A 24015-nucleotide genomic window follows, 5' to 3' on the forward strand; every position below is an offset into this window, starting at 1 on the left:
TGAACTCAAATGAAGAAAATATTTACAGCGCTTTGCCTCATGCTCACGATGACATGCTGCAGCGACTACCTGACTGAAGACAACAAGGCCGATGTACTTGCTGATGAATTGTATCGCACCGCATCGGGTTTTGAGAACCTCGTTAATGCATCGTACTCTTCCCTGCGGAACGTGTACACGTCACCGTTTATCTTCGAATCAGGTACAGATATCTGCGTCGATGGACGCAACCCTGGCCCTGTGGGTCTTTCCGCATATCAATCGCTCTCACCGGGTGAAACTGCGGTAGCAACATTCTATCAGACCGTTTACCAGGCCATCCAAACCTGTAACACAGGTCTCTTCTATGCCGAGGTGACCGATCCTCAGGCGACTGTTCCTGCCCGTAAAGGTGAGATGAAGTTTATCCGCGCATATTATTACTTTCTGCTGGCCCAGCAATTTGGCGGCGTGTCGCTTGTGACGGAGATGATCAACACCGCGCTGACAACGTTCGATAGAAACACGGAAGAAGAAACTTATTCTTTTGTCGTCTCCGAACTCGAAGAAGCGTTGTCGCTTGTCGATGAGAATCCCGCATTCGGTCGCGTGGGTAAGAGAGCCGTGAAGCACTTACTGGCAAAAGTTTATCTCACGCGCGGATATCTGAGCTTTGGAAACGCAGAGGACTTTACAAAAGCATCTATGCTGGCTGACGAAGCTATTAATGGTTATAACCTCTCGTCAATATCTTTTAAAGATCTTTTCTGGCCCGGCAAGGACAAGAACAATGAAGTGTTGTTCTCAATACAATACACGAATACTTCGCTGCAGCCGGTGCCATCAGGTGGCGCGTTAACAGGTTCTACGCAAAGCGGATACTTCGGACCTTATCACGGCGGAGAAGGCCTGGCAAAGGGCTATCCGTGGAGAAGCTATAATCTCATTCCTACTTCCTATTACTTCGATCTGTTTAAAAAGAATGACGTTCGTTGGGAGGGCACTTTCATGAATGTGATGTATGAGCGTTACTTCGATTTCTACGACAAGACTGATAAAGCTGCCGTTAAAGTAGCACGCTACTATCCTCAATCGTGGGAGCTGGCGGATACTGCCGCCTGGCGCGCTGCGGATCCTGCCAACAGGACAAAGACGCAGATCATTCCTTACCGGATCAAGGCAACGAGTCCGCTGGTAAATGCCTGGGAGCAACCGAATGTATATCAGGACAACATTACTCCCGCTGTCAGAAAGTTCGACGATCCGACGGCCACCACCTTTGGTACCGGTGCGGGTACACGCGATATCTATTTGATGCGTCTCGCGGAAACCTACCTCATTGCCGCCGAAGCATATCTGAAGCGTAACGATAAGGCTACAGCTATGTTGAGGATCAACGCGGTGAAGGCACGCGCCGAAAGAACTCCGAACACGCTGCAGCTTACAAGCCCGGACCAGGTCACCATCGACGAAATCCTCGACGAACGTGCCCGCGAATTGTATGGAGAGTACCACCGGTGGTTTGATCTCAAGCGAACTGGTAAACTAGTAGATCGCGTGATGCTCTATAACAAGGATGTGCGCGGCGTACCGAATGCATTCGTCGGAACCGGTGGTGAGTTAAAGATCCTTCGTCCTATTCCGCAGGTTGCCCTCGAACTGAACACGAACAAGGAGTTTCCTCAGAATCCTGCGTATCAATAAAATGAAATTGAATAATGTCTTTGGGTTTGGATATGAATGCCCCGCGCTTGTGATGGAGCGCGGGGTTAGGATATTGCTATCGTTCCTGTTGTTGGCGTTTGCACATCACATCAAAGCCCAGAATGCAGTCTTCCAGCAGGGTACACTTCCTGTCATCATGAACGTATCCTTCAAAACAGACACATTCGACATCAGAAAATATGGGGCAAAAGAAGATGGTCTCACCCTTAACACTAAACCTATTACCGATGCTATCGCTGCTTGCAGCCGGAACGGTGGCGGAGTTGTACTGGTGCCGAAAGGCCTCTGGATAACGGGCCCGCTGGTGCTCAGCAGCAATGTCAATCTCTACGTTGCCGCTGGTGCTGTGCTACAGTTCAGTGATAATACTGACGACTACGGACTGATAAGGACGAACTGGGAAGGATTGGATGCCATTCGTGTACAGTCACCGTTGTACGCCGCCGACGCGGAAAACATTGCCATCACTGGCCGCGGTATCATCGACGGTGCTGGTCAGCATTGGCGACCTGTAAAGAAAGGTAAGGTCACAGAGGCAGAGTGGAAGCAGCTTGTTAATTCAGGTGGCGCTGTTGATGACAAGCAGGAAGTATGGTATCCCACGGCGCGTGCCTTGAAAGGCTCATTGGCCAAAAGACCCGGGGTCATTGCCGAAGGTTACGACATGGCAAAGGCTGAAGAGATCAAAGAGTTCCTGCGGCCGAACATGGTAAGCATCATGCGCTGCAGGCGCGTTTTACTCGAAGGTGTAACATTTCAGAACTCTCCCGCCTGGTGTTTACATCCGTTGCTTACTCAGCACCTCACCCTGCGGAATCTCACAGTGAGAAATCCATGGAATGCACAGAACGGTGATGGCGTGGATGTCGAATCCTGTCGCTACGTGCTCATAGAAAACTCCACGTTCGATGTTGGAGACGATGGAATTTGTATCAAATCGGGGCGTGACGAGGAGGGAAGAAGGCGTTGCATTCCTACGGAAGATGTGATCGTGAAGGACTGTACTGTGTTTCACGGGCATGGAGGCTTTGTGATTGGTAGCGAAATGAGCGGTGGAGCGCGCAATATATTCGTATCAGATTGTAACTTCATGGGCACCGACGTTGGCCTGAGGTTTAAGACTGCCCGCGGTCGGGGAGGAGTTGTGGAAAAGATATATGTACAAAATATTCGTATGAGCAGCATCGGTGGTGCGGCCATTCTGTTCGATATGTATTACATGGCCAAAGATCCCCTGACAATGTTTGCCGGGGAGTCTAAACCTGTCTTCGAAGAACATCCAGTGTCGGATGCCACGCCACAATTCAGAGACTTCCACATCAAAGGTGTGGTTTGTAAAGGTGCTGAAACAGCAATCTTCATACGCGGACTTCCTGAGATGAACATTCGTGATATTCACATGGAGGACATTTCGATACAAAGCAAAGAGGGATTCAAATGCATCGACGGTGAGCGTATCTCATTAAAGAACGCCACCCTGTATTGCAGTGAGGGAAGCATCGTCGATATTCAGAATGGCCGCGAGATTGCGATGGATAAAATAGGTCATGGAGATGCCGACGTGCTTGTGCGCATAGAAGGTGCGAAATCAAAAGACATAAGCGTGACAAATACGAACATGTCAGGGATAAAGAAGGAGTTTGAATTAGGGAACGGTGTTCCGGTCAATGTGACCAAACGATAATATTAATATGCCCTTTGCCACAACGGAAATGACATTCAATATGTTAACCATCAAACCCGCCGTAGAGACGCAATGCCTTGCGTCTATGTTCAAACGCAATGCCTTGCGTCTATGTTCGAACGCAATGCGTCTATGTTCGAACGCAATGCCTTGCGTCTACGTTCGGACGCACGCCAAAAAATGTTTCGTCGCATATAGATATTGAAAGACAATGAAACATCAAATAAGAACCATAGGTCCGACGAAGATCCTCATCATTCAAGCAATAGCAATAGCAATGTCCTTCTTGTGCGCCGTTGATTGTAATGCGCAGAAGAAATCCTGGGGTGTTCAGATGGCGGAGTCGATCATGAACACCTATCCCGACTCCATTGTGGTTAAGGCCACAGGCGAGACAGCTGCGTCTAAGCCTAAACGCCCCGCGCAGTGGAATTACGAATACGGTGTGTTGCTCAAAAGTTTTGATCAGCTGAAAAATCATACTGGTGATCAGCGGTACTTTGACTATTCCAAAAAAATCATCGACCACTTCATTCGCGAAGATGGCAGCATTCGAACCTACGAGCTTGTTGAATACAACATCGATCATATCACGCCTGGTCGCATAGTGTTGTTGTTATACAGCGCCACAAAACAGGAGAAGTATCGTAAGGCTGCTGCATTGTTACATGACCAGCTTGTGTGGCAACCCCGGACAAAGGAAGGTGGCTACTGGCACAAGCTCCGCTATCCTTATCAGATGTGGCTGGACGGTCTCTATATGGGCGAGACTTTTTCAGCGGAGTATTCCATGATGTTTAATGATCAGGCAAAGTTTGATGATATAGCGAACCAATTCGTCTGGATGGAGAAGCATGTTCGCGATCCTAAAACAGGATTAATGTATCACGCGTGGGATGAAAGTAAAATGCAGCGATGGGCAAATCCTGTTACAGGACAAGCGCCAGGATTCTGGGGACGAGGTATGGGCTGGTATGGTATGGCCCTGGTCGATGTGCTCGATTACTTTCCAAAGAATCACCCACGAAGAAAAGAGCTCATCGATATTCTCCAGCGCTATGCCACGGCAGTAAAACACTACCAGGAAGCAACGTCTGGGCTATGGTATCAGGTGCTGGACCAGGGCAACCGCACCGGTAACTACTTTGAGGCTTCCGCGAGCTGCATGTTTACATATGCTCTCGCAAAGGGTGTGCGCATGGGCTATATTGACAAAGGCTATGCTGCGACCGCCAGGAAGGCCTTTGCAGGTATCACAACAAACTTTATCGAGACAGACGAGCAGGGCTTTATCCACCTGACAAAAGTCGTAAGTGTTGGAGGCCTCGGCGGAACGCCTTACCGCGATGGTAGCTTCGAGTACTATATCAGCGAGCCGCTCCGCACAGACGACCTGAAAGGAGTGGGCCCTTTTATTCAGGCAAGCATTGAAGTCGAACTGCTGAAATAGTACTTGCATTACTGAACTAGTACTTGAGTTACTAAAATATGACGGTCTTTTTCCAGGCAATTAAAATAGCTTACCTGACAGCTCGCAGCTTCAAACGCGTCAACACGATCAGAACACAATTAAACAGGATGTCACTTATGCGATTATTGGTATTTGTTACTGTTCTTTTCTTTTCGATAAAATCTTTCGCACAGACAACGCTGGAGAAGGAGTTTCCAAAATCCTTCAAAGTGGAGATCACCAATCCCATCAACGCAACACGGGAAAACGCAATAGTAGTACTAAGCCCGGGACAACTCGCGAAAGTGAAGGACTTTAATCCAAAGGCTTTCATCGTTGTGAGCGGGCAAGCAGAGATTCCGAGTCAATACAACAGCGGCGATCAGAAGAAGGGAATTGTGTTTGTAGTCGGCAGTATTGCCGCCAGGGAAAAACTACAGGTATTGGTACGCTATCATCCAACGGCCACGATCGCCCGTGACTATAAGAAGTTGACGCAGGCTGAATTGTCGTACAGGGCAGGCGGCGAATGGAAGAACCGTGAATACATCGGCGGAACATTTAAGAACACAAGTTATCTGCGCGTGCCCAAGGAGCACAAAGACCATTCGTGGTTTATTCGGTACGAGGGACCAGGCTGGGAGTCCGACATGGTAGGCTATCGTCTCTATCTCGATCAGCGGAACGCAACAGATGTGTTCGGCAAGAAGACAACCGACCCGGTATTGCAGAATGTTGGACAGGACGGATTTGACTCTTATCACAATATGCAGCCATGGGGAATGGACGTGATGAAAGTAGGCAAGTCACTTGGTGTGGGATCAATTGGCGCACTTGAAAACGGTACAGCTATCCGCGTTGAAAAGACCGACAGCGTTAATTGCCTCATTGCAGAAAACGGACCTGTCTATTCATCCATACTGATCAATTATTTTGGTTGGCTGGCTAATAATAACAAACACGATGTCCAATCAAGGATCTCCATTCACGCCGGCACACGTTTGACCAGGGAAGAGCTTAAAATATCTGGTAGCCCGAAGTCGATTGTCACCGGAATTGTAAAGGATACAAAGGCAAAACTGACTAGTAATCGGGGAGATGCCCAACGATGGGGCTATTTGGCCACCTACGGAAGGCAAAGTTTGAATGATGATGACCTCGGCCTGGTGGTTTTCTTCGATCCCGCAAGGTTTGTTGGGTTTACAGAGGATGAATTCAGTCATATCGTGTCGCTGAAACCAGACGGAAACAAGCTTGAGTATTACCTCGCAGGTGTCTGGTCGGGTGAACCAGGAGGCATTACTACTGAAGAGCAGTTTATGAAATTTGTGAATTCAACCGCTGCCAGCCTGGCGAACCCGGTACAGGTGAAGATTGTGACCAAATGAGTTCCATCGCGCCGCCTTTTATATGTAAGTCCGACCTTGCATCCTGATCTTTTGTCCGGACTTGCCTTATAGACTTTACTAGTGTTCTGATTTTATCGAGTCAACCGGATTCGCATACGCTGCTCTCAATGCCTCGAAGGATACAGTCGCAGTCACAAGGACCATTATCAGGATCACCGGCACCACGTAGAAGAACACGTCCAGTTCAATCCTGTATTCAAACTGCTCCAACCACTGATTGACAAGAATGATCGCCACGGGCATGCCGATGACAAATGACAGAGACACAAGTCTCACATATTTCGACGTCAGAAGTACAACGATTTGCCTGGACGACGCCCCAAGTACTTTTCTGATTCCTATCTCTTTGCTTCGCTGTTCTGTGGTAAACGCGGCGAGTCCAAATAGCCCCAGACATCCGATCATTATGGCGAGCATTGAAAAATAGGAAACAATTGCCGACGCCTGGCGTTCGCTCCTGTATAGCGCCGCGAACTGCTCATTCATAAAAGAATACTCAAACGGCGACTTCGGTGAAATCTTTCGCCACGTCTGCTGAATTGCCCCGATGGCCTGTTGATAATCAGGTCCTGATAGCCTGATATACATATGTTCTGCAGCCATCACGTTGCAGTTAATAACCATGGGCTGTATCTTCTTTCTTGCAGAGGTACAATTGAAGTCTTTAACTACGCCGACGATAGTTCGCTTCTTCTTTGAAAAAGGATCCTCCAATGTTACTCCCAATGCATGGTCGGGATCCAGCTGCAGATCATGAACTGCACTTTCATTGATGATTACTTGTGTCGTATCAGTGGCCTCAACCCCGGTAAAGCTCCTGCCAGACAGAAACGTAAGATCGAACATCTTCGGGAAATCATGCGAGCAATCGATCACCTGCCAGATGAATTCGGTTTCACTGAACAGTGGTGCCTTAAGACGGACGTCGCTCCAGCCAAATTGTTCCTGGCGGGGGAGATGTGTGGCCAGCGCTACATCTGCAACGTAAGGGCTGGTGAGTAATTCCTTCTTCACAGCCTGAATGCTTGCCGGGTCGATAAGTCCCGTAAGGCGCACCGAGAATATCTGATCTTCGAATTCGCTGAGCTTGCTCTTGTTCACAAACTGCATCTGGTTTCGGATAACCAATGTGGAGGCAAGTAATAACAGGGTGATGGAGAATTGAGCGACGACGAGAATTTGCCGCAGGCCTTCTGCACTAACTCCAGTTTGAAGCTTGCCTTTTAGTACAGCCGCTGAATTGAACGACGAAAGATAAAATGCAGGATATGAACCGGAGATCAATCCGACAGTGACTGTAAGTGCCGCTACCCATGGAAATACATTTCCACCTAATACATTGGTCACAGAAAAATTCTTTCCTGTGAGGTCGTTAAAATAAGGCAGCAAAACGACGCACAATAATATAGCAAGACCAAGCGCTATCACTGTGATTAACAACGACTCTCCAAAGAACTGTAGCACAAGGGTGCCCCGCCCGACGCCGAGCGTTTTACGAAGTCCTACTTCTTTCGATCGCCTTATCGATCGCGCCGTTGCAAGGTTCATATAGTTAATGCTGGCCATGACCAGGATCAATACTCCGATGGAAGCAAATATGTAGAGGTTAGACTTTTCGCCTGCACCTTCCAGCTCAAGAACCTTTCCCGGCGTGAAGTGAATATCGCGCATGCGCACTATCGATGGCGATACGAACTTCGCATTGTCACCGAGGTGCTCATCAAATACTTTTCTTAGACTTGCAGCTAATGTGCTTTCGGATGTCCCTTCTTCCACTTCCATATAAGAGTATGTAAAGGCATCTCGCCAGGAATTCACGCGGTCTTCATTGTCTCGCTTCCATAAGGGATTCAGTGCCTGATTGCTTGCAATAAACTGAGGATGAAAGTGCGAATTCGATGGGAAGCTTTTCATTACGCCGGCAACGATCAGAGGAAAGTCCATTCCATCCCGACTGTATACAAGTTGAAGCCCCTGAGGATCTGCATCGCCAAAATACTTTTTAGCCATATCTTCGGTGAGAATCACGTTTCCAGGATTGCCAAGGATTTCTCTGATGTTTCCTCCTGAAAACAAACTCACATAGAATATGTCGGTGAACGTGCTGTCTGTCCAGAAGAACTCCGGTTCAACAAACACTTTATTGGACAACTCTTCGCGGACCATACCCGGATAGCCAAACCGTGAGAACCTTGTTACATGCTTGATTCCGGGCAAAAGTTCCTTCATCGCGGGTGCCCAGTATCCTGCCGCCCGCGCATCGGTCTCTTCGACGCCATCACCATATCTTTTGTAAGAATGTCCAATTCGATAAACATTGTCCGCGTTTGGGTGAAACGCATCGAACGACAACTCATCAATGATATAAAGTCCGATAAGTAACACGCTTGCAAGACTCACTGCCAGGCCAGCAATGTTGATTGCAGTGGTCGATTTGTTTCTTGTCATATTGCGAACGGCCAGCGTAAGGAAGTGCCGGAACGCGTCGACAAAGGTTGTGAATGAAACCTGACGAATCGCTGTGTTCCTCGTCGGATATACCCGCACTGCGTGAATGACATCACGAGCATACAGTAGACGTGCACGAGTGAGTCCTTTGCTGATGACACGTTCTTCAAAACATTGATGCAGGTCGCCTTCGACTTCTTCAACGTACTCAACCGGACAAAACCAATGAAGGAGTTTGGTAAATAACCTGGGAGGATCATGGCGCATATAGGTACGGTTATTTCTTTTGCAGTATTACGCTTGGCAGCTGTGACCACATTTGCTTTCGGAGTTCCTGTGACGTATGAAGTGCCCTTATGCCGGCGGCTGTAAGCGTAAAGATGCGCTTCCTCTTTCCGCCACGGACTTCCAGTGCCTCACCAAACTTCGACTTGAGATATCCCTTTTCCTCCAGCCGGTGAAGGGCCGTATGGACTGCACCGATGTTAACGTCTCTCCCGGTCTGATCTTCCAACTCCTGCCGAACAGACACACCATACGCCTCTTCTTTCAAAATGCCGACAGCCAGCAGCACAATCTCTTCAAATTCGCCGAGATAAGTTCCTTTCATCTGTGATGATTATATTTATAAATGTATATAATATAATGATTATGCTCAAGATCCCGCTTGCCTTTCCAACCTGCATTTATACCTTGCCTCCCGACCTGCATTTTATACGCAGTGGTCCTCCAGCTTTCGATTGATACTACATGAAACGGATTTAAAATGTGGGAAAGCAAAGCCGCAGTCTCCCGTTCCTCGGAATTAACCACGCTACTGGCACAGGCCATCTAAAATAAACTTTAGCAAACGTAAAGATCTCCCAAGTCAAACCACCTCCCGAAAACTCTAAAACTCCCTTGCCTCCCGACCCTGGATTTAATACGCGGCGGTCCTGCAGCGTTCGATTGATACAACAGTGAACGAACTCACAAGCTGGGAAAGTAAAGCCGCAGTCTCCCGTTCCTCGGAATTAACCGTTCGCACCCACAGAACTAATACACCAACGATGACTCCGCGTACTTGCGCCGGTACTCCAGCGGATTATACCCCGTAAAATTTCTGAACTGCCTGTTGAAGTTCGACATCGTCTGAAACCCGCTCTCGTCGGAGACCTGCGAAACAGCAATCTTCTTTTCAGCAAGCAGCTTACATGCATGTCCTATTCTGATCTCGCTTACAAATTCGGAGAACGTCTTGTTGGCGTGCACTTTGAAATACCTGCTGAACGAAGTTGGTGTCATGCTGGCTATTGCAGCAGCTTCGTTAAGCGTGATCTTGTCGCGGAAGTTGGCCATAACATAAGCATGAACATCATTCATACGCCGGGTGTCGGCGTCCTTCAATGTGTTCGTATAGCCTGACGTTGCGAGTAGTGAAAACTCGTCTGTGTTCGCAAGTTGATTCAATAGTTGAAACAGCAGAAGCACCCGGTTGAAGTCGCGGGCGTCGAGTAGCGCATACAATGTTCTTTCCACATGATCGGCCGTTGCTCCCGTAAAGGTCATGCCGCGCCGGGCATGTAAGAACAACTGCCGCAGCTTATAAGCTTCGTTCGTTTTAAGAAATGCATCGCCGAGGATGTGTTCATGAAAGTAGATAACAATTCCCTCTGTTGACAGCCCTTCATTGTGCGTGAAGTATTCTTGGTCGCTCCGCCACACATGCGGAAGATTGGGGCCAGTGAATACAACATCTCCTTTTCTGAACGGATGAACGGAGTCACCGATGAATCGCGTTCCGGTTCCTTCAAGGACGATGAACAGTTGAAACTCGGGATGAAAATGCCAGTTTGGATCAAAGTGAGGAGCGATCAGGCGCTTCACCTCTAAGGAGTGATCTGGTGATATGGGTGACTTTTGAAGCGCCTTCATGGTACTTATTTGTCCGGTTGACAGGTTATCCGCTTAAATACATGGTAAAATACAGTCAAAAGTTGACAAAATGCAGGAATCGTTTGCATGATTTTACGCTGAATTTCATCCTTGAAAACCTGTTCCCATGAAGTCATACTGCTGGAGAGCGATAACCTGCCTCATTTTACTTGCAATGTCGATGGCTGCCTGCACCCGTCGCGACGATGGTCCGAGAAAGATCGAAGTGTTGTTCCTGGGTCACAACAGCGAGCATCACAATTCGGCTACATACATGCCCATACTTGCATCGGCCCTGGCTATTGAAGGCGTCAACTTTACTTATGCCAGTGACCCTTCAGTCCTCAATCGCGCCAACCTCGATCAGTACGATGCATTGATGATCTATGCCAACCACGACAGCATCACTTCTGAACAGGAAAAGGCCCTGCTAGACTACGTCGCTTCAGGTAAAGGATTTCTGCCTATTCACTGTGCAAGCTTCTGTTTCAAAAATTCTCCCGAATACATAAAGCTCGTGGGAGGACAATTTCTGAAGCACGACACTGCAGTATTTACTGCGGAGATTATTCAAAAGGAGCATCCCATCACGCAAGGGCTATCTGCTTTTGAAAGCTGGGACGAAACATATGTTCATGATAAGTTGTCGGACGACCGCACAGTATTGATGGAGCGGGTTGAGGGTGATCATCGCGAGCCATGGACCTGGGTGAAGCAACATGGAAAGGGTCGTGTATTTTATACGGCCTCTGGTCATGACGAACGTACATGGTCAAATCCGGGATTTCAGCAGCTTGTGCTTCGCGGTATATCATGGTCGGTGAACGAAGACGTGAGAAAGCAGTGGGAAGCATACCGAACCACGATGCCCAAACTTGTTTACCGCGATGAAGCCGATATTCCTAACTACGAAAAACGCGATCCGGCTCCCCGTTATCAGGAACCCTTATCGCCAGAAGAATCAGCGAAACTCATACAGGTACCTGTAGGATTCGATCTTGAGTTGTTTGCCTCTGAACCAGACATCATAAATCCTATCGCTATGACCTGGGACGAGCGCGGCCGCCTTTGGGTTATTGAAACTGTTGACTACCCAAACAATGTCCTTGAAGATAAATCTACGGGCGACGACCGTATCAAGATTTGTGAAGACACCAACGGCGATGGCAAGGCCGACAAGTTCACGATATTTGCCGACAAGCTCAACATTCCAACGAGTATCGTACTCGCCAACGGCGGGGCTATTGTTTCACAGGCTCCTTATTTCCTTTTCCTCAAAGACACGAACGGCGACGATAAGGCGGATGTTAAAGAAGTCCTTTGTGAAGGATGGGGAACGTTCGACACGCACGCTGGACCATCAACACTGCAATATGGATTCGACAACAAGATCTGGGGTGTTGTAGGCTATTCGGGATTCAAAGGCAAGCTCGCCGGTCAAGACATGCAATTCAGTCAGGGCGTTTATCGCTTTGCACCTGATATGTCAACTTTCGAATTTGTCAGCCCTACGACGAACAACACCTGGGGACTTGGCTTCACAGAAGACAACGACATCTTTGCATCAACCGCCAACAATACGCACAGCGTGTTTGTAGGAATTCCTTTCAAAGGAGCGCAACGCGTAAATGGAATGCCGATCACCGGAAGCGCGAAACTCGATGGCCACTATGCGATGCATCCGATTACCTCAAAGGTCAGACAGGTCGATGTATTTGGTGGGTTTACAGCGGCTTCAGGCCATAGCTTCTACACAGCGCGCGCATATCCATCGGGTTATGTTGGAAATGCGTTCGTGAGCGAGCCTACAGGTCACCTGGTGCACGTGGCAAACATATCAAAGTCCGGTGCAGGCTTTACGGAAAGCGATGGATGGAACCTGTTTGCCGGCGCCGATGAATGGGTTGCTCCTGTGGATGCAAAGGTCGGCCCTGATGGGGCTGTGTGGGTGCTGGATTGGTATAACTTCATCGTTCAGCATAATCCTACTCCAACGCCCGACCGTGGTGGCTACACGGCGCAGACAGGAAAGGGCAATGCCTATGAGAATCCACTGCGTGATAAGTCCCACGGAAGAGTTTGGCGCGTGGTAAGTAAAACCGCCAAACGCTACGATCCTATAACGCTTAGCAGGGAGAATACAGACGGATTGATCGAAGCTCTGTCAAACGACAACCTGTTCTGGCGGCTCACCGCGCAGCGACTGCTGGTGGAACGCGGCAATGCCGATGTAGTGCCAGCCCTGGTTAAGCTTGCTGGCAATGCATCAGACAATAATTACTACGGAAGCCTCCATGCCCTCTGGACGATCGACGGACTTAAGGCTGCCTCATCAGGAGAAGGTAAGGATGCCATGACACGGGCGGTTTCGGGCAACGTTCCGGCTATACGGAAGGCGGCTTTACAGATACTGACGCGAAATGGCTGGACCGGAAACGACATCCTTTCATCAAAATTACTGATGGATGCCGACCCTGGTGTTCGTCTTTCAGCAATCAATTCACTTCAGGATGTCTCATCTTCAGCAGATGTCGGCAAAGCTATCTACGACGCGTCCGTTGATCCGATAGTGTCAAAGGACTACTGGCTCTCGCAGGCTGCCTATGTGTCGGCAGGCATGCATGCGAGTGAGTTCATGTCGGCATTCAAATCTGCGCACCCTGAGTTTGACGATAAGAAGCTATTACACCGCGAGGCAGCAGAGTTCAACGATCAGCAATGGAAGTCAATGGAATTACCTCAGCCAATCGAAAAGGCAGGAGAGGATATTGATGGCGTGATCTGGTTCCGTAGAAAAGTGGATCTTCCATCGGCAAATTCAAAGACATCTCTTAGCCTCGGACAGCTGGATGACGAAGGAGAAGTCTGGTTTAACGGTACCTATATTGGAAAGTCGGAGAGAGGGAATTCACAGAAGTTATACGACGTTCCTCCGCAGGCAGTAAAACGCGGAGCAAACGTAGTCGCCGTTAAGATCGAAGATCGCGGCTGGCGCGGCGGATTTGTAGGAAAGCCGGAGGATTTATTTGCACAGCAGGGCACGAAAAAGATCACCCTCACAGGCCCATGGAAGTATGAAGTGGAACGTGTGTATGGTCAGGGTAACGAAAACATGTTTGCGGGTACCACGATAGCTGAACGCTTTGCCGAGAACTATCTGTCACAAAGCAGCAAGCAGACTACCGAAACCAGTAAGGACGCGTTTGTTATCAAGTTGAGTGTAATCAAGAACCAGATGAAGTACGATAAAACTTCGTTCGAGGTCCCTGCCGGCAAACCTGTGCAGATCGTATTCGAGAATCCGGACTTCATGCAGCATAATCTCGTGATTGGTGCGCAGGGTTCGCTTAAAATAATCGGCAAAGCGGCCGATGCTATCGCCGCCGACGCGAAAGGGGCAGAGATGAACTATGTTCCTCGCATCAGCGAAGTGTTGTTCTCGACACGACTCGTGAATCCACAGGAGACGATAACTTTATCCTTCATCGCGCCGTCAAATCCCGGAGAGTATCCATTTGTTTGTACATTCCCCGGGCACTGGTCGATCATGAACGGGTTGATGAAGGTTGTGTCCAATAAGCCGCTGTAGGTGTTTCAGGTACATGTCGTGATTCTGTTGAATTGCGATCGGAGATTTGCGATCATAGAAGAATTGGATCATGGAGTACTTAGAGTTGAGAGAACAGTGCCTGAAAGAAATTGTGATAAATACTGAAGTGCGAATCAAAATATGAATATAAAACTGGGCGTCAGCACCTGGCTGTGGACGTCTCCGTTTACTACGGAGTCTGTAAATCTGTTTCCTAAAATCAAGTCGATGGGCTACGAGGCGGTAGAGATTCCTATCGAATACCCCGAACTTATCGATGGAAAGCAGGTTCGCGATGCACTGCTTTCGGAAGGACTCGTACCGATATCGTGTGGTGCATTTGGCCCAACCCGCGACCTTACGCACGACGATCCCTCAGTTCATGATGTCTGCTTCGATTATCTCCGTCGTTGCTTTGAGCTCTCTAATGTGATCGGTGCAACGTTCGTGGCAGGCCCTATGTATTCAGCTGTGGGCAAGGTAAGAATGTTGCCTCCGGACGGACGAAAGAGAGATTGGGAGCGAGCTGTTGTGAATCTTGGTAAGGTTTGTCAAATGGCCAGCGATCACGGGATGGCTATTGCTCTCGAGCCACTCAACCGCTTCGAATCAGATATGGTGAATACGGCAGAAGATGTAGTGCGACTTGCAAATGATATCAATCATCCGGCAGCGCGTGTCATGCTCGACAGCTTTCACATGTCCTTAGAGGAGCGCAATCCCGAGGCCGCCATTGTTCATGCTGGTGAAAAATTGATACACATGCAGGTATCCGAAAACTATCGCGGCGTCCCCGGAACAGGTCAGACACCATGGCAACTCATCCGGCGTGGACTTGAAAGAATAAATTACAACGGAGTTGTTTCAATTGAAAGCTTTACGCCCGAGGTGAAGGAACTTGCAGGCGCCGTCTGCATTTGGAAACATCTGGCACCTTCACAGGACGGTTTTGCCAGCGATGGATATAAATTTCTCAGTCAACTCTTCGAAGTACAGAATTCATAACACAACCTATTAAAGTCAGCAGCTATGAGCAACAAGGTAATCAACGTAGCCATCATTGGATTGGGTTTCGGTGCCGAGTTTATACCCATTTATAAGAAGCATCCCAATGCCAATCTGATCGCCATCTGCCAGCGCACACAGTCAAAGCTTGATGAGATCGGAAATGCGTTTGATATCCCTGGCCGGTATACATCATACGACGACCTGCTCAAGGACCCCACCATTGATGCAGTGCATATCAATACACCAATTCCCGATCACGGCATTCAATCGATCAAGGCTCTGAAAGCCGGCAAGCACGTGGCCTGCACGGTTCCCATGGCTACAACAGTCGAAGAATGCCGGGAGATAGTTCGCCTTGCACGCGAAAAAAATCTTACTTATATGATGATGGAGACGGTAGTGTATGCACGTGAGTTTCTGTTCATGAAAGAATTGTATGAAAAGGGTGAGCTCGGTAAAGTTCAATTTATTAAAGCGAGCCATCAGCAGGACATGGATGGCTGGCCGAACTATTGGCCAGGGCTGCCTCCGATGTATTACGCTACACATTGCGTTGGCCCTGCACTGGGATTACTGCGCAGTGAAGCAGAATATGTCTCCTGCTTTGGGTCAGGGGAGATACGCAAGGATTTACAAGAGCACTACAACTCTCCGTATGCAGTCGAAACTACTCACATCAAGTTTAAGAACTCTGATCTCACAGCGCACATATACCGGTCGTTGTTTGATGTAGCGCGTCAGTATCGGGAGAGCTTCGAGGTATATGGCTCTAAGAAGTCAGTTGAGTGGCCATTGATCGAAGGTAAACCATTAGTAGTCCATACAGCCAAGAAGCCTGAGCCGGAAATTCCGGAGGAAGTTCATAGTCCGGATTATGCGAAACTGTTACCTAAGGAAATACAGCCATTCACCACACATGGAGTTTACGATGCGGATGAACATCAGCATCTATCATTCACCCAGGGCGCCGGCCATGGAGGTTCTCACCCTCACCTTGTTCACGAGTTTCTGAGCGCATTGGTAAGCAGACGCGAGCCCTATCCAAACGCTGAGCAATCTGCAAACATTACGTGCGTCGGCATTTTGGCGCACGAGTCAGCAAAGAAGGGTGGCACGATCATACCGTTACCGGATTTCACTTTTATAAAGTGATTTAATATTCCATCGAACCAAAATAGGTGCCCACAGGAAAGCGATATAATGTCACTGCGCATGTGATTGTGCGTCTATAGGCACCGTTGTGATTTAACAAAGGTTCATGAGCTTAGCCTCACGCCCGGGCAGATCAATTTACGGGAAACCGTTTACACATTTGTTGATCGTGCGCCACACTGGTTCGCTGGTAGGTACCGGCTTGGTAAATTCCATCTCTGATCATTATCGTAGTAAGGCGTAAGGTCTGGTTCCAATGTTTTAATGCGGCTCACATTTTGTCTTGTCATCAGTAACAGAATTGTGAACAATGACAAGCGCCGGGGAAAAATCGTTTTGGAAGAAATATGGAATGCTGGTCGTTTCCGTAGTGCTTATCGTCGGATTGGTGATAAGCTATTTCGCGATTCCTGAATTTAAGCAAGGCGTTCACAACGCCTGGGAGGCCATCTCAAGTAATGACCAGGAGCGTATCCGTAGTTGGGTAAAGAGATTCGGTATTCTCGGTCCGATCATCCTCATTCTGGTTATGGCGGTACAAATTTTTCTGCTGTTTATTCCCAACCTGCTGCTTTTTGTAATTGCTGTTATGTGCTACGGACCGATTTGGGGAACGGTGATCAGTCTCATTGGGGTCACGGCTTCATCATCGCTCGGTTATTACATAGGCAACAAACTTGGACCGCGGGCAATAGATCGTTTCGTTTCTGAGAAAGCGCAGGAGAAGGTTGCCTTTTTCGTTCGACGTTATGGTGCCAAAGCGATCTTCGTCTTTCGACTTTCATCCTTATCATCAGATGCGTTGGGATTCGTCGCAGGTATTCTGGAGATGAGTTATAAAAAGTTTGTTCTGGCAACACTTGTCGGAATTACGCCGGTACTTATACTTCTGGCTATCTATGGAAGGAATGGAAGGATCGACAGAGCCCTGATATGGCTGGGCGCATTCGCGGTGGCTGCACTTTTAATCTATGTGTTGTTCGATAGAAAAAATCGTAAGACTGCATTTAAGGAGATCGAAGCACACAACTAGAGTTCCCTTAGATTCGTCCAAATGGTAGCAGATTTTAACAAGGTAGCGGCCACTAAAAGGGAAGCCCGAAGCCAAATACCGGTCCCCACAATGATAGTTGGTTTTGCCAGAGCCATCTCTTACCATCAATGAAAAACGGAGCATAAAGGATCGCTCCGTAGTCAGCGCGGATCACGAGGAACGTAACGTCAAGTCGAAGACCAACGCCAGCCGTTAAGTAGCTATCCTGAGCCAACTTTCCCCAACGAATCTCGCCGTTCGGGCGATAGGGATCAGGTCGCAACAACCATATGTTACCAGCGTCGGTAAAAAGAGCTCCGCTTAATCGCGCATTAAAATTAAATCGATACTCAAGATTAAATTCCAGCTTGATATCGCCAACCTGGTTTACCTCCCCCTGCTGAAGTTCTATGTAACGACCGGGGCCGGCGGTACGGGCGCTGATTGGTCGCAGGCTATTGCTACCTCCAATGAAGAATTGTCTGATATAAGGAAGTTGTGATGAGTTGCCATATGCATATCCAAATCCTGCAACGTGACGAAACGCAAGCACGCTCCTGTTGCTAAGTTTAAAATGTGTTCTGAATTCGTAGCTCAACTCAACGAATTGAGAAAAGTCCAGACCAAAAACGCCATCCCGATCTTTATTGTCTAAAAGGCTGACCAGGTAAAGTGAATTTCCAGCAAATTCAAGTTTGCCTTCGAAATACGTTCCGAGTCTTTTATTTCTTAGAGAAAGATTGTCATACTTGAAAGAATAGTACGAGCCGAGTACGAACTGGTCGACAAGGCTGTTTGCAAGTGATGGATTTTCGGCAACGAGGCTGTCGTACAATGATGTAGTGTTGCTGATGTCCGAGAATGTTACTTCTATTGGAGAAAGTCTATGCGTAACCTTGGGGCCACTTCTCCAGGACATGGAGTAACCTAGGGTAATGCTGTTCATAGTGAAGTAATCCTCTCGCTTGTTGAATTCCGCACCAAGCGTAAAATGTTTCCGTGGTGTGGCATATGTGCTTTTGATAAAGCGGAACGGAGGTCTTAACAACGGCGCCGACAGTGTTGAGCGAAGTGAAAATCCAGACGACGGCGATATCTTTTCTTTTGATACACCGACAGGATAATAGTAGTAGCCGTCCAGATCAGTGGAAAGATTTTCACCACCACCAAACAGGTTAAGTTGCGTGAGGTTTAGCCCCAGGGCAGGACCCAGGTAGCCCGTAGCACGGTACGCACCCTTTGCGTTGAACGTAACCGAAGTCTCTTCCAGCGTATGCATGGAAAGATTTGCATTGAGCACAGTAGAGTCGGTCGATCCAACGGTAAAGGCGTATTGCGGATTGGCAAACAGACCAAGCTCATTGATGTTGCGCATGGTACGGCGCACCTTTGAAAGGGAATAAGATTGTCCAGACTTCACTGTAATCAAACTGTCAAGAATGTGTCGTCTAAGCCTGCCGTTGTACCAATCATAATAAGGAGCTTTACCATCCTGATGGACGGTATCAATGGCGATGGCTGTTTTTCCAATGGACTGTTTCGTGAAGTATGCATCGGGAAGGTCCTGGTCGAGACGAACGCGAATGTCGATTTGTTTGTTACCGACTGTTGTATCGGCCTGCACAAGAATGTGGTCCTTTTGTAAAAAGAAAAAGCCGCTATTTTGAAGGGTATTCCAAAGCTTGGTCTTTTCTGCGCGTATGGAGTCCAGATTAAATTCGTTTCCTGGCTGCAGAACACTACTGTAATGATAGCGTTTCGTCAGTTCTGTCAGAGGCGCGTGCAGCGAGTCCGTGATGTGCTCTACGGTGCGGTAGTTATACGGCTTAGGTATTTTGACGTGATACCTCACCGATGCCTTTTTCCTGTTCCTGTTGTAGGTAACCGTATTGGTTCCTGTGGTTCCAAAGTGACCATAGTTTTCGAAGATGTTTACAATCTTCTCTGTCTTAAGATCAGGGTTAATGGCGCTGAGCAGCACGGGTGGCTCACCGAAGTTGTTCATCATCCAGTGAGAAAAGCCCTTGGGTTTCTCCGTATAGAACCAATTGTATAATATCAGCCTGAACGGTATGAATCTAAATGAGGGAAAGCCTGCAATGTCTCCGTTGGGCAGGTCCCAGATCGCCCAATAGGCACCCGCCTTCTTCAGAAAACTTTGTTTTATCGTCCAGCCATCGGGTGGAGTTTTCTGCAGCGAAATGCCGCGTGTGCCAACGTACAATGACTCTCCCGGTGGAAGATGTTTTGTTCCCGAACACGCGGAAAGAATGAATACAATGATCGCGACCGTCGCTACCCTCATTCCTTCGTGCGTTTTTTATGGGAATTGAAAAGATTGCGGAAGCGCTTGATATACGTGAAGCCGAACGAGGACTCATCAACGTTCCCATCAATAACACCGGTGTACACGTTGGCCTTACCTGCCCGCAACGTAATGGTGGGGTCCTCGCGCAACACGTATTCTACCTTAACGTCCGTCATCGACGGATCTGCCTTCCCTGTAAGGTCGACACTGCCGCCAACAATGATGCGCATTTTCTTATTTGCAAGTCCTTTGGAAATGCTGTATCCTATTTTGTTTGTACTCCCGTCAGGAGAGTTCGGTCCGCGACTCTCATCATAAAAACTGACATCTGCGCTCTTAATGTTGCGGCTTGATATCTCGTTCATCTTTGAGACCATTGCTTCCGTGAGCAGATTAACATCGGCAGTTCCTCCGGTGTTGATTCGCCCCCGCAGTAATAAAGAGACGGCATAGGCTTCTCTCGTCTCGGGAGCAAGACTGCTGATCCAGTCGGATACCTGATTATTGGTACTGGACAGATCAAAGTCCAGTACGAGATCATTCAGTGGCCTGTCGTTCACTTTGGCGATAACAGAAATGGGCCACTTGTCCGTCTTGTTTGTCCACAGCGATGAGATCTCATTCGGTGTTATTCTGAAAGTCTGTGATCCGTTAAAGGAGAGCAGCGGTTTGGCTACTTCGCCAACCCACCTTATACCTGCCTTCGAAATGATCATCCGAAGATCTGACACCATGGGTACATGATAGGAGATATTCCCCGAGTTACTTTCAATGAGACCATAGGCAGTTGGTTCAGCACTGCTGCCCGTTGTAAGGGATACTTTGCCGCTCGCTGTAGTCTTTACGTGGTCCTGGTTTACCGCGCTGAATAATACAGTGACATCGATTTTACCGACGTCGAAGGTCACATCCCACTCCAATGGCTTCTTGTGTCTTCTTCGCTTTGGTCGAACTCTTACAGCCTCTTCCTGTTGGGTAAAACTCACAAATTCCATCTCGCGCTGACGGTCGTCGAGGGTGACTGTACTTTTGTAGAGGTATGTGAGTGCGGCACCATCAAGGGTACCGATTTTACCCGAGACTTTGTAGTCGCCCTTTTGGCCGTGAACCCTGATGTTGGTAGCCAGATCAACTTCACCCGTAAGCGTTGACTTTTTTTGCGTTCTGTCAAGTATGCGGAAACGATCACTCTTGATGGTAATATCGAGGGTCTGCCCGGGAAGATTCGCCGTACCATGTATGGTAAGCGGATTGCCGTATCGGTCGCGGAACACAAACTGGTCCAGCGTGGCCGTTGTGCCGTTCAATAGGAGCGAGTCCTTATCGGATTTTAGATACAAGTCGTACTCAGAAGAGATGATCTCGGTATTCGGGAGTGATACATATCCCCTCATCAATAATTTTTCGCCGTAGCTACCTTTGACGTCCGCGTTCAGGATGCCATTTAAGGTAAGCGTAGACGCAGGGACAGGTATAAGCGACGAGAATTTATGGAGATCAACATTACTCACCTTTATGTCGAATTGTGCCGGCGCTTCTTTTGATTTATTCATCCTTCCAACAACTTCGTAGTCATCGTTTTCAAGTTGTCCGAATAACGACAAAGAATCCTGGGTGACGGATCCGTTGTAGATGAAATTGCCGAATGAAACAGTGTCAACCGAGGTGCCGGTGAGCGACCCATTCCACCGAAAGATCCCCTCCTTGAAATTACTCGACACAGATGCGCTCAACAGTCCATGAATCGGTGGATCGGCAGCGATTGTCTGAGTAATTGGAAATAGATCCAGGTTTTCAAGTTTCCACAGCAGCTCATTCCCCATGCCCTTCAGGATTGCCCGTTGTGATTGGTGATCAATCTCCAACTCTCCCGTGAATTCTTCAAAACTTCTGCTGACAAACAGCGAACCATTTTGATTCGTATGCCATCGGTTCATTCCAAGCAACAGTGCCGTGTCAGCAAACGCTACATTAAAACCATCAGGCAGCGAAGTAATGTTGTATTTAAGGCCAAGCCCTCGGTCTATTTCGGGGAGATAAGTGCTTAAAGATGCCGTGTAAGCGCTATCATGATGAGTGGTTACGGCAAACTTAACACTGTCAAAATAGGTAAAGGGCGTAATTAGCTCTGGTGTTTCAATCTTTGCCGTCAGTGCACCAGGATGATATTCGATATTGCCCACAAGCTGGTGTGTATGGAAGGATTGCCAGTATAGAGTATCGGACGAGAAATTTATCTTTATGTCATCGGGACTCGAGATAATGTTGAGCTCCTCTATTTCTATGCGGGCAGGAATGCCTGCAATAGCCTTTACAAGAGTTGTATCAGCGTGGAGCGACATAGACACATTAGCTGTTGGAAAACGGCTAAGTTTGTCGTCGCTGCCAAGCCAGTCCAATACGTCTGAACCAATCAGCGCATCGAGTGTTGCGTATTCTTCGAGAGTCATCGATGCTGTGAAGGATTGATCCGGCTGACGGGCAACTTTCAGTTTGGCTTTTGTGACGTAAGATCTGTTCTCCGGCGTTACAAACTTCAGGGTGTCAAAAAACAGGTCAGCGGCAGGGTCGCGGGGTTTAACAATTCCATGGAAATAGGTAGACAAATGACCGGCGTAGGCGCTGCCATCTGCCTGCAGTATGCGTAAACCGACATTGCCTGCGCAGTTTATGGGATCACCGGTGAGCACATCGCCGGAAATGTTGATCGACGCTGAATAGTCACCTGACCTGAACCTGGCAACGGTATGGGTATGCGAATAAGTGGCAACAACAGCCGGTGCGTCGTACCAGCGTTGACTCAGGAACACGGAGTCAGTTCTTAACTCGGCATGTAACGACTTAAGGCCGTTTTGGCCGATAATTGTTGACCCCTTCAGAGACAATCCTGTCAGTTTCAAATCGTTCTCAAATTGTGAAATGATCTTTTGAGGCTCCAACGATGGTGACTCTAGACCAAATTCGATGACAGTACCATTCGATGATTGATCCACTTGGGCGCGATAGCGAAGTTGTTCGTTCTGTAGCCGTAGCCGGCCGTCAGATCGTATGTGCGAATAAGTTCCGTCTGCATGGAGTTGACCGTGTATAGGAAAATTCCTTTGGTTTGAAGGAACATCCAACCCTGTCCATTTTGACAATCCATACAAGGAAGATTCTAAGTTGTGGATCGTCAGTTTGAGACTGTCGCCGGCGCTTCCGAACTGCAGGCGCCCGGTGGCGGAAACTGTTCCATCGTTACCCAGGGCAAGCGTTGTATTGTCCAGCAACAACTGGCCGGCGCGGTAATCAACTCCGCCATCTATGTTCGCACGCGTTCCGCCGGGTATCCACTTTCGCAGGGACGGAAAAAGAAAGTTCAATAGGTCAGTGTCGACATACGATGAGTCGAGTTTTGTGGACAGCCCGAAGCCATTGGCTCCTGACAATGTTAGCTGAGGAGCGTCAATGCGGAGCCCCGGAATTTCCAGGAAGATGTTGTTGACTTGTGCCCTGTTCTGATTATCCAGTTTGGCATTGCGCAGTTCTAAATCTACGTCGACTGTATCCTGGTAGCGAAATGCCAGTCGCTGCAGGGTCATGTCCATGATGTCATGATTATTTAGTCCCGAGAACAAGAGATAAAAATTATTCACGGCATAGTGATGCTCGCCATAGTTGACATCGAAGTCGCAGTCGGAAAACTCAAAATGCTGGACCGTAAATTCTGGTATTGATTGTATGGAGAAAGAGGCAGTTGAATCCTGCGAATTGTGGTCCGATTTTGCTGCAGAATATACACCCGTAAATTCGCTGTTCCTGTTAATCAGTGAATCAATGCTGATCTTTCCATTATACAGTAGCCTGGTTGCAACCACGTCTTTCAGCAACACAACGCTCGAATCGTTTCCCGTTTCAAATATCAGGCGCACATTCTCAAGTGTTGCGCGTCGTACATCGATAATCGGCACCTGGGTCGCGGTATCTCCGGTGTCAGTAGATGGCTTTATTCGAACAACTGCATCACGTACAGCCAGGCCGTTGCTCCGGATATCCCCCTTGATCAGGGCACGCCAAGACCAGTTCGCATGGACGAACCCGGCTTTTATGTCTAGCGACGTCTTACTTATGCTAAGACCTTCAACGCCTACAGTTGAAGGGAATTGAAAAGACAATCTTTCGTACGAGATACCATTGCTTTTCAGGATCCGGCCCGCAATAAGAATGAGAACAACGCACAACACTACTAAAGCTGCCACTGTATAAAGCAGCCGTTTTAGCGCGCGACGTATGTTGAACCTGGTTGTCAAGGGGTCGTTGTTAACTCAAAGACCTTA

At 48.3% G+C, this 24015-nt stretch carries 13 protein-coding genes; 8 read left to right on the forward strand and 5 right to left on the reverse strand.

The window, feature by feature from the left end:
* The first annotated feature begins 9 nt into the window (after positions 1-9).
* The 4 genes from WBG78_RS06505 (at position 10) to WBG78_RS06520 (ending at position 6226) form a co-directional block, all read left to right on the forward strand.
* Positions 10-1683: a RagB/SusD family nutrient uptake outer membrane protein gene (locus WBG78_RS06505; RefSeq protein ID WP_337325584.1), complete on the forward strand. Its 1674-nt coding sequence runs from the start codon at positions 10-12 to the stop codon at positions 1681-1683.
* A gap of 1 nt (position 1684) precedes the next feature.
* Positions 1685-3388, forward strand: a complete 1704-nt coding sequence (locus tag WBG78_RS06510) for a glycoside hydrolase family 28 protein (protein ID WP_337325585.1) — start codon at positions 1685-1687, stop codon at positions 3386-3388.
* 211 nt (positions 3389-3599) lie between these two features.
* Entirely contained in the window at positions 3600-4838 is a 1239-nt protein-coding gene (locus WBG78_RS06515; protein ID WP_337325586.1) for a glycoside hydrolase family 88/105 protein, read from the forward strand.
* Between the two features lie 38 nt (positions 4839-4876).
* Entirely contained in the window at positions 4877-6226 is a 1350-nt protein-coding gene (locus WBG78_RS06520; protein ID WP_337325587.1) for a DUF4861 domain-containing protein, read from the forward strand.
* 78 nt (positions 6227-6304) lie between these two features.
* Here the strand turns inward: WBG78_RS06520 and WBG78_RS06525 are convergent, their stop codons facing one another.
* The 3 genes from WBG78_RS06525 to WBG78_RS06535 form a co-directional block, all read right to left on the reverse strand.
* The gene (locus WBG78_RS06525) at positions 6305-8962 is read right to left on the reverse strand and encodes an ABC transporter permease (protein ID WP_337325588.1); all 2658 of its coding nucleotides are present in this window, start codon (positions 8960-8962) and stop codon (positions 6305-6307) included.
* 10 nt (positions 8963-8972) lie between these two features.
* Positions 8973-9305, reverse strand: a complete 333-nt coding sequence (locus tag WBG78_RS06530; protein WP_337325589.1) for a PadR family transcriptional regulator — start codon at positions 9303-9305, stop codon at positions 8973-8975.
* Between the two features lie 425 nt (positions 9306-9730).
* Positions 9731-10609: an AraC family transcriptional regulator gene (locus WBG78_RS06535; protein WP_337325590.1), complete on the reverse strand. Its 879-nt coding sequence runs from the start codon at positions 10607-10609 to the stop codon at positions 9731-9733.
* Positions 10610-10736: 127 nt separating this feature from the next.
* Between WBG78_RS06535 and WBG78_RS06540 the strand changes: the two genes are divergently transcribed.
* From WBG78_RS06540 to WBG78_RS06555, 4 genes are all read left to right on the forward strand, one after another.
* Entirely contained in the window at positions 10737-14198 is a 3462-nt protein-coding gene (locus WBG78_RS06540) for a PVC-type heme-binding CxxCH protein (protein ID WP_337325591.1), read from the forward strand.
* A gap of 141 nt (positions 14199-14339) precedes the next feature.
* Positions 14340-15203 carry a sugar phosphate isomerase/epimerase family protein gene (locus WBG78_RS06545; protein WP_337325592.1) on the forward strand — a complete coding sequence of 288 codons (864 nt, stop codon included), beginning with the start codon at positions 14340-14342 and terminating at the stop codon, positions 15201-15203.
* 24 nt (positions 15204-15227) lie between these two features.
* Positions 15228-16358, forward strand: coding sequence for a Gfo/Idh/MocA family oxidoreductase (locus WBG78_RS06550; RefSeq protein WP_337325593.1), 1131 nt, complete (start codon positions 15228-15230; stop codon positions 16356-16358).
* Between the two features lie 310 nt (positions 16359-16668).
* Complete coding sequence (locus WBG78_RS06555; RefSeq protein ID WP_337325594.1) at positions 16669-17391, forward strand: TVP38/TMEM64 family protein; 723 nt, start codon at positions 16669-16671, stop codon at positions 17389-17391.
* Between the two features lie 52 nt (positions 17392-17443).
* On the opposite strand, the gene tamL is transcribed toward WBG78_RS06555, so the two are convergent.
* Positions 17444-19696, reverse strand: a complete 2253-nt coding sequence (gene tamL / locus WBG78_RS06560) for a translocation and assembly module lipoprotein TamL (protein WP_337325595.1) — start codon at positions 19694-19696, stop codon at positions 17444-17446.
* On the reverse strand, positions 19693-23937 hold the full coding sequence (locus tag WBG78_RS06565) for a translocation/assembly module TamB domain-containing protein (protein WP_337325596.1): 4245 nt from the start codon (positions 23935-23937) through the stop codon (positions 19693-19695). The genes tamL and WBG78_RS06565 overlap by 4 nt, the downstream gene beginning before the upstream one ends.
* Positions 23938-24015 lie beyond the last annotated feature (78 nt).

Origin of the sequence: Chryseolinea sp. T2 (genome assembly GCF_037203685.1) — a bacterium.
GTDB lineage: Bacteria > Bacteroidota > Bacteroidia > Cytophagales > Cyclobacteriaceae > Chryseolinea.

Coding starts and splice junctions, on each gene's coding strand:
- WBG78_RS06505 (WP_337325584.1), top strand. CDS start 10: ATGAAGAAAATATTTACAGCGCTTTGCCTCATGCTCACGATGACATGC.
- WBG78_RS06510 (WP_337325585.1), top strand. CDS start 1,685: ATGAAATTGAATAATGTCTTTGGGTTTGGATATGAATGCCCCGCGCTT.
- WBG78_RS06515 (WP_337325586.1), top strand. CDS start 3,600: ATGAAACATCAAATAAGAACCATAGGTCCGACGAAGATCCTCATCATT.
- WBG78_RS06520 (WP_337325587.1), top strand. CDS start 4,877: ATGACGGTCTTTTTCCAGGCAATTAAAATAGCTTACCTGACAGCTCGC.
- WBG78_RS06525 (WP_337325588.1), bottom strand. CDS start 8,962: ATGCGCCATGATCCTCCCAGGTTATTTACCAAACTCCTTCATTGGTTT.
- WBG78_RS06530 (WP_337325589.1), bottom strand. CDS start 9,305: ATGAAAGGAACTTATCTCGGCGAATTTGAAGAGATTGTGCTGCTGGCT.
- WBG78_RS06535 (WP_337325590.1), bottom strand. CDS start 10,609: ATGAAGGCGCTTCAAAAGTCACCCATATCACCAGATCACTCCTTAGAG.
- WBG78_RS06540 (WP_337325591.1), top strand. CDS start 10,737: ATGAAGTCATACTGCTGGAGAGCGATAACCTGCCTCATTTTACTTGCA.
- WBG78_RS06545 (WP_337325592.1), top strand. CDS start 14,340: ATGAATATAAAACTGGGCGTCAGCACCTGGCTGTGGACGTCTCCGTTT.
- WBG78_RS06550 (WP_337325593.1), top strand. CDS start 15,228: ATGAGCAACAAGGTAATCAACGTAGCCATCATTGGATTGGGTTTCGGT.
- WBG78_RS06555 (WP_337325594.1), top strand. CDS start 16,669: ATGACAAGCGCCGGGGAAAAATCGTTTTGGAAGAAATATGGAATGCTG.
- tamL (WP_337325595.1), bottom strand. CDS start 19,696: ATGAGGGTAGCGACGGTCGCGATCATTGTATTCATTCTTTCCGCGTGT.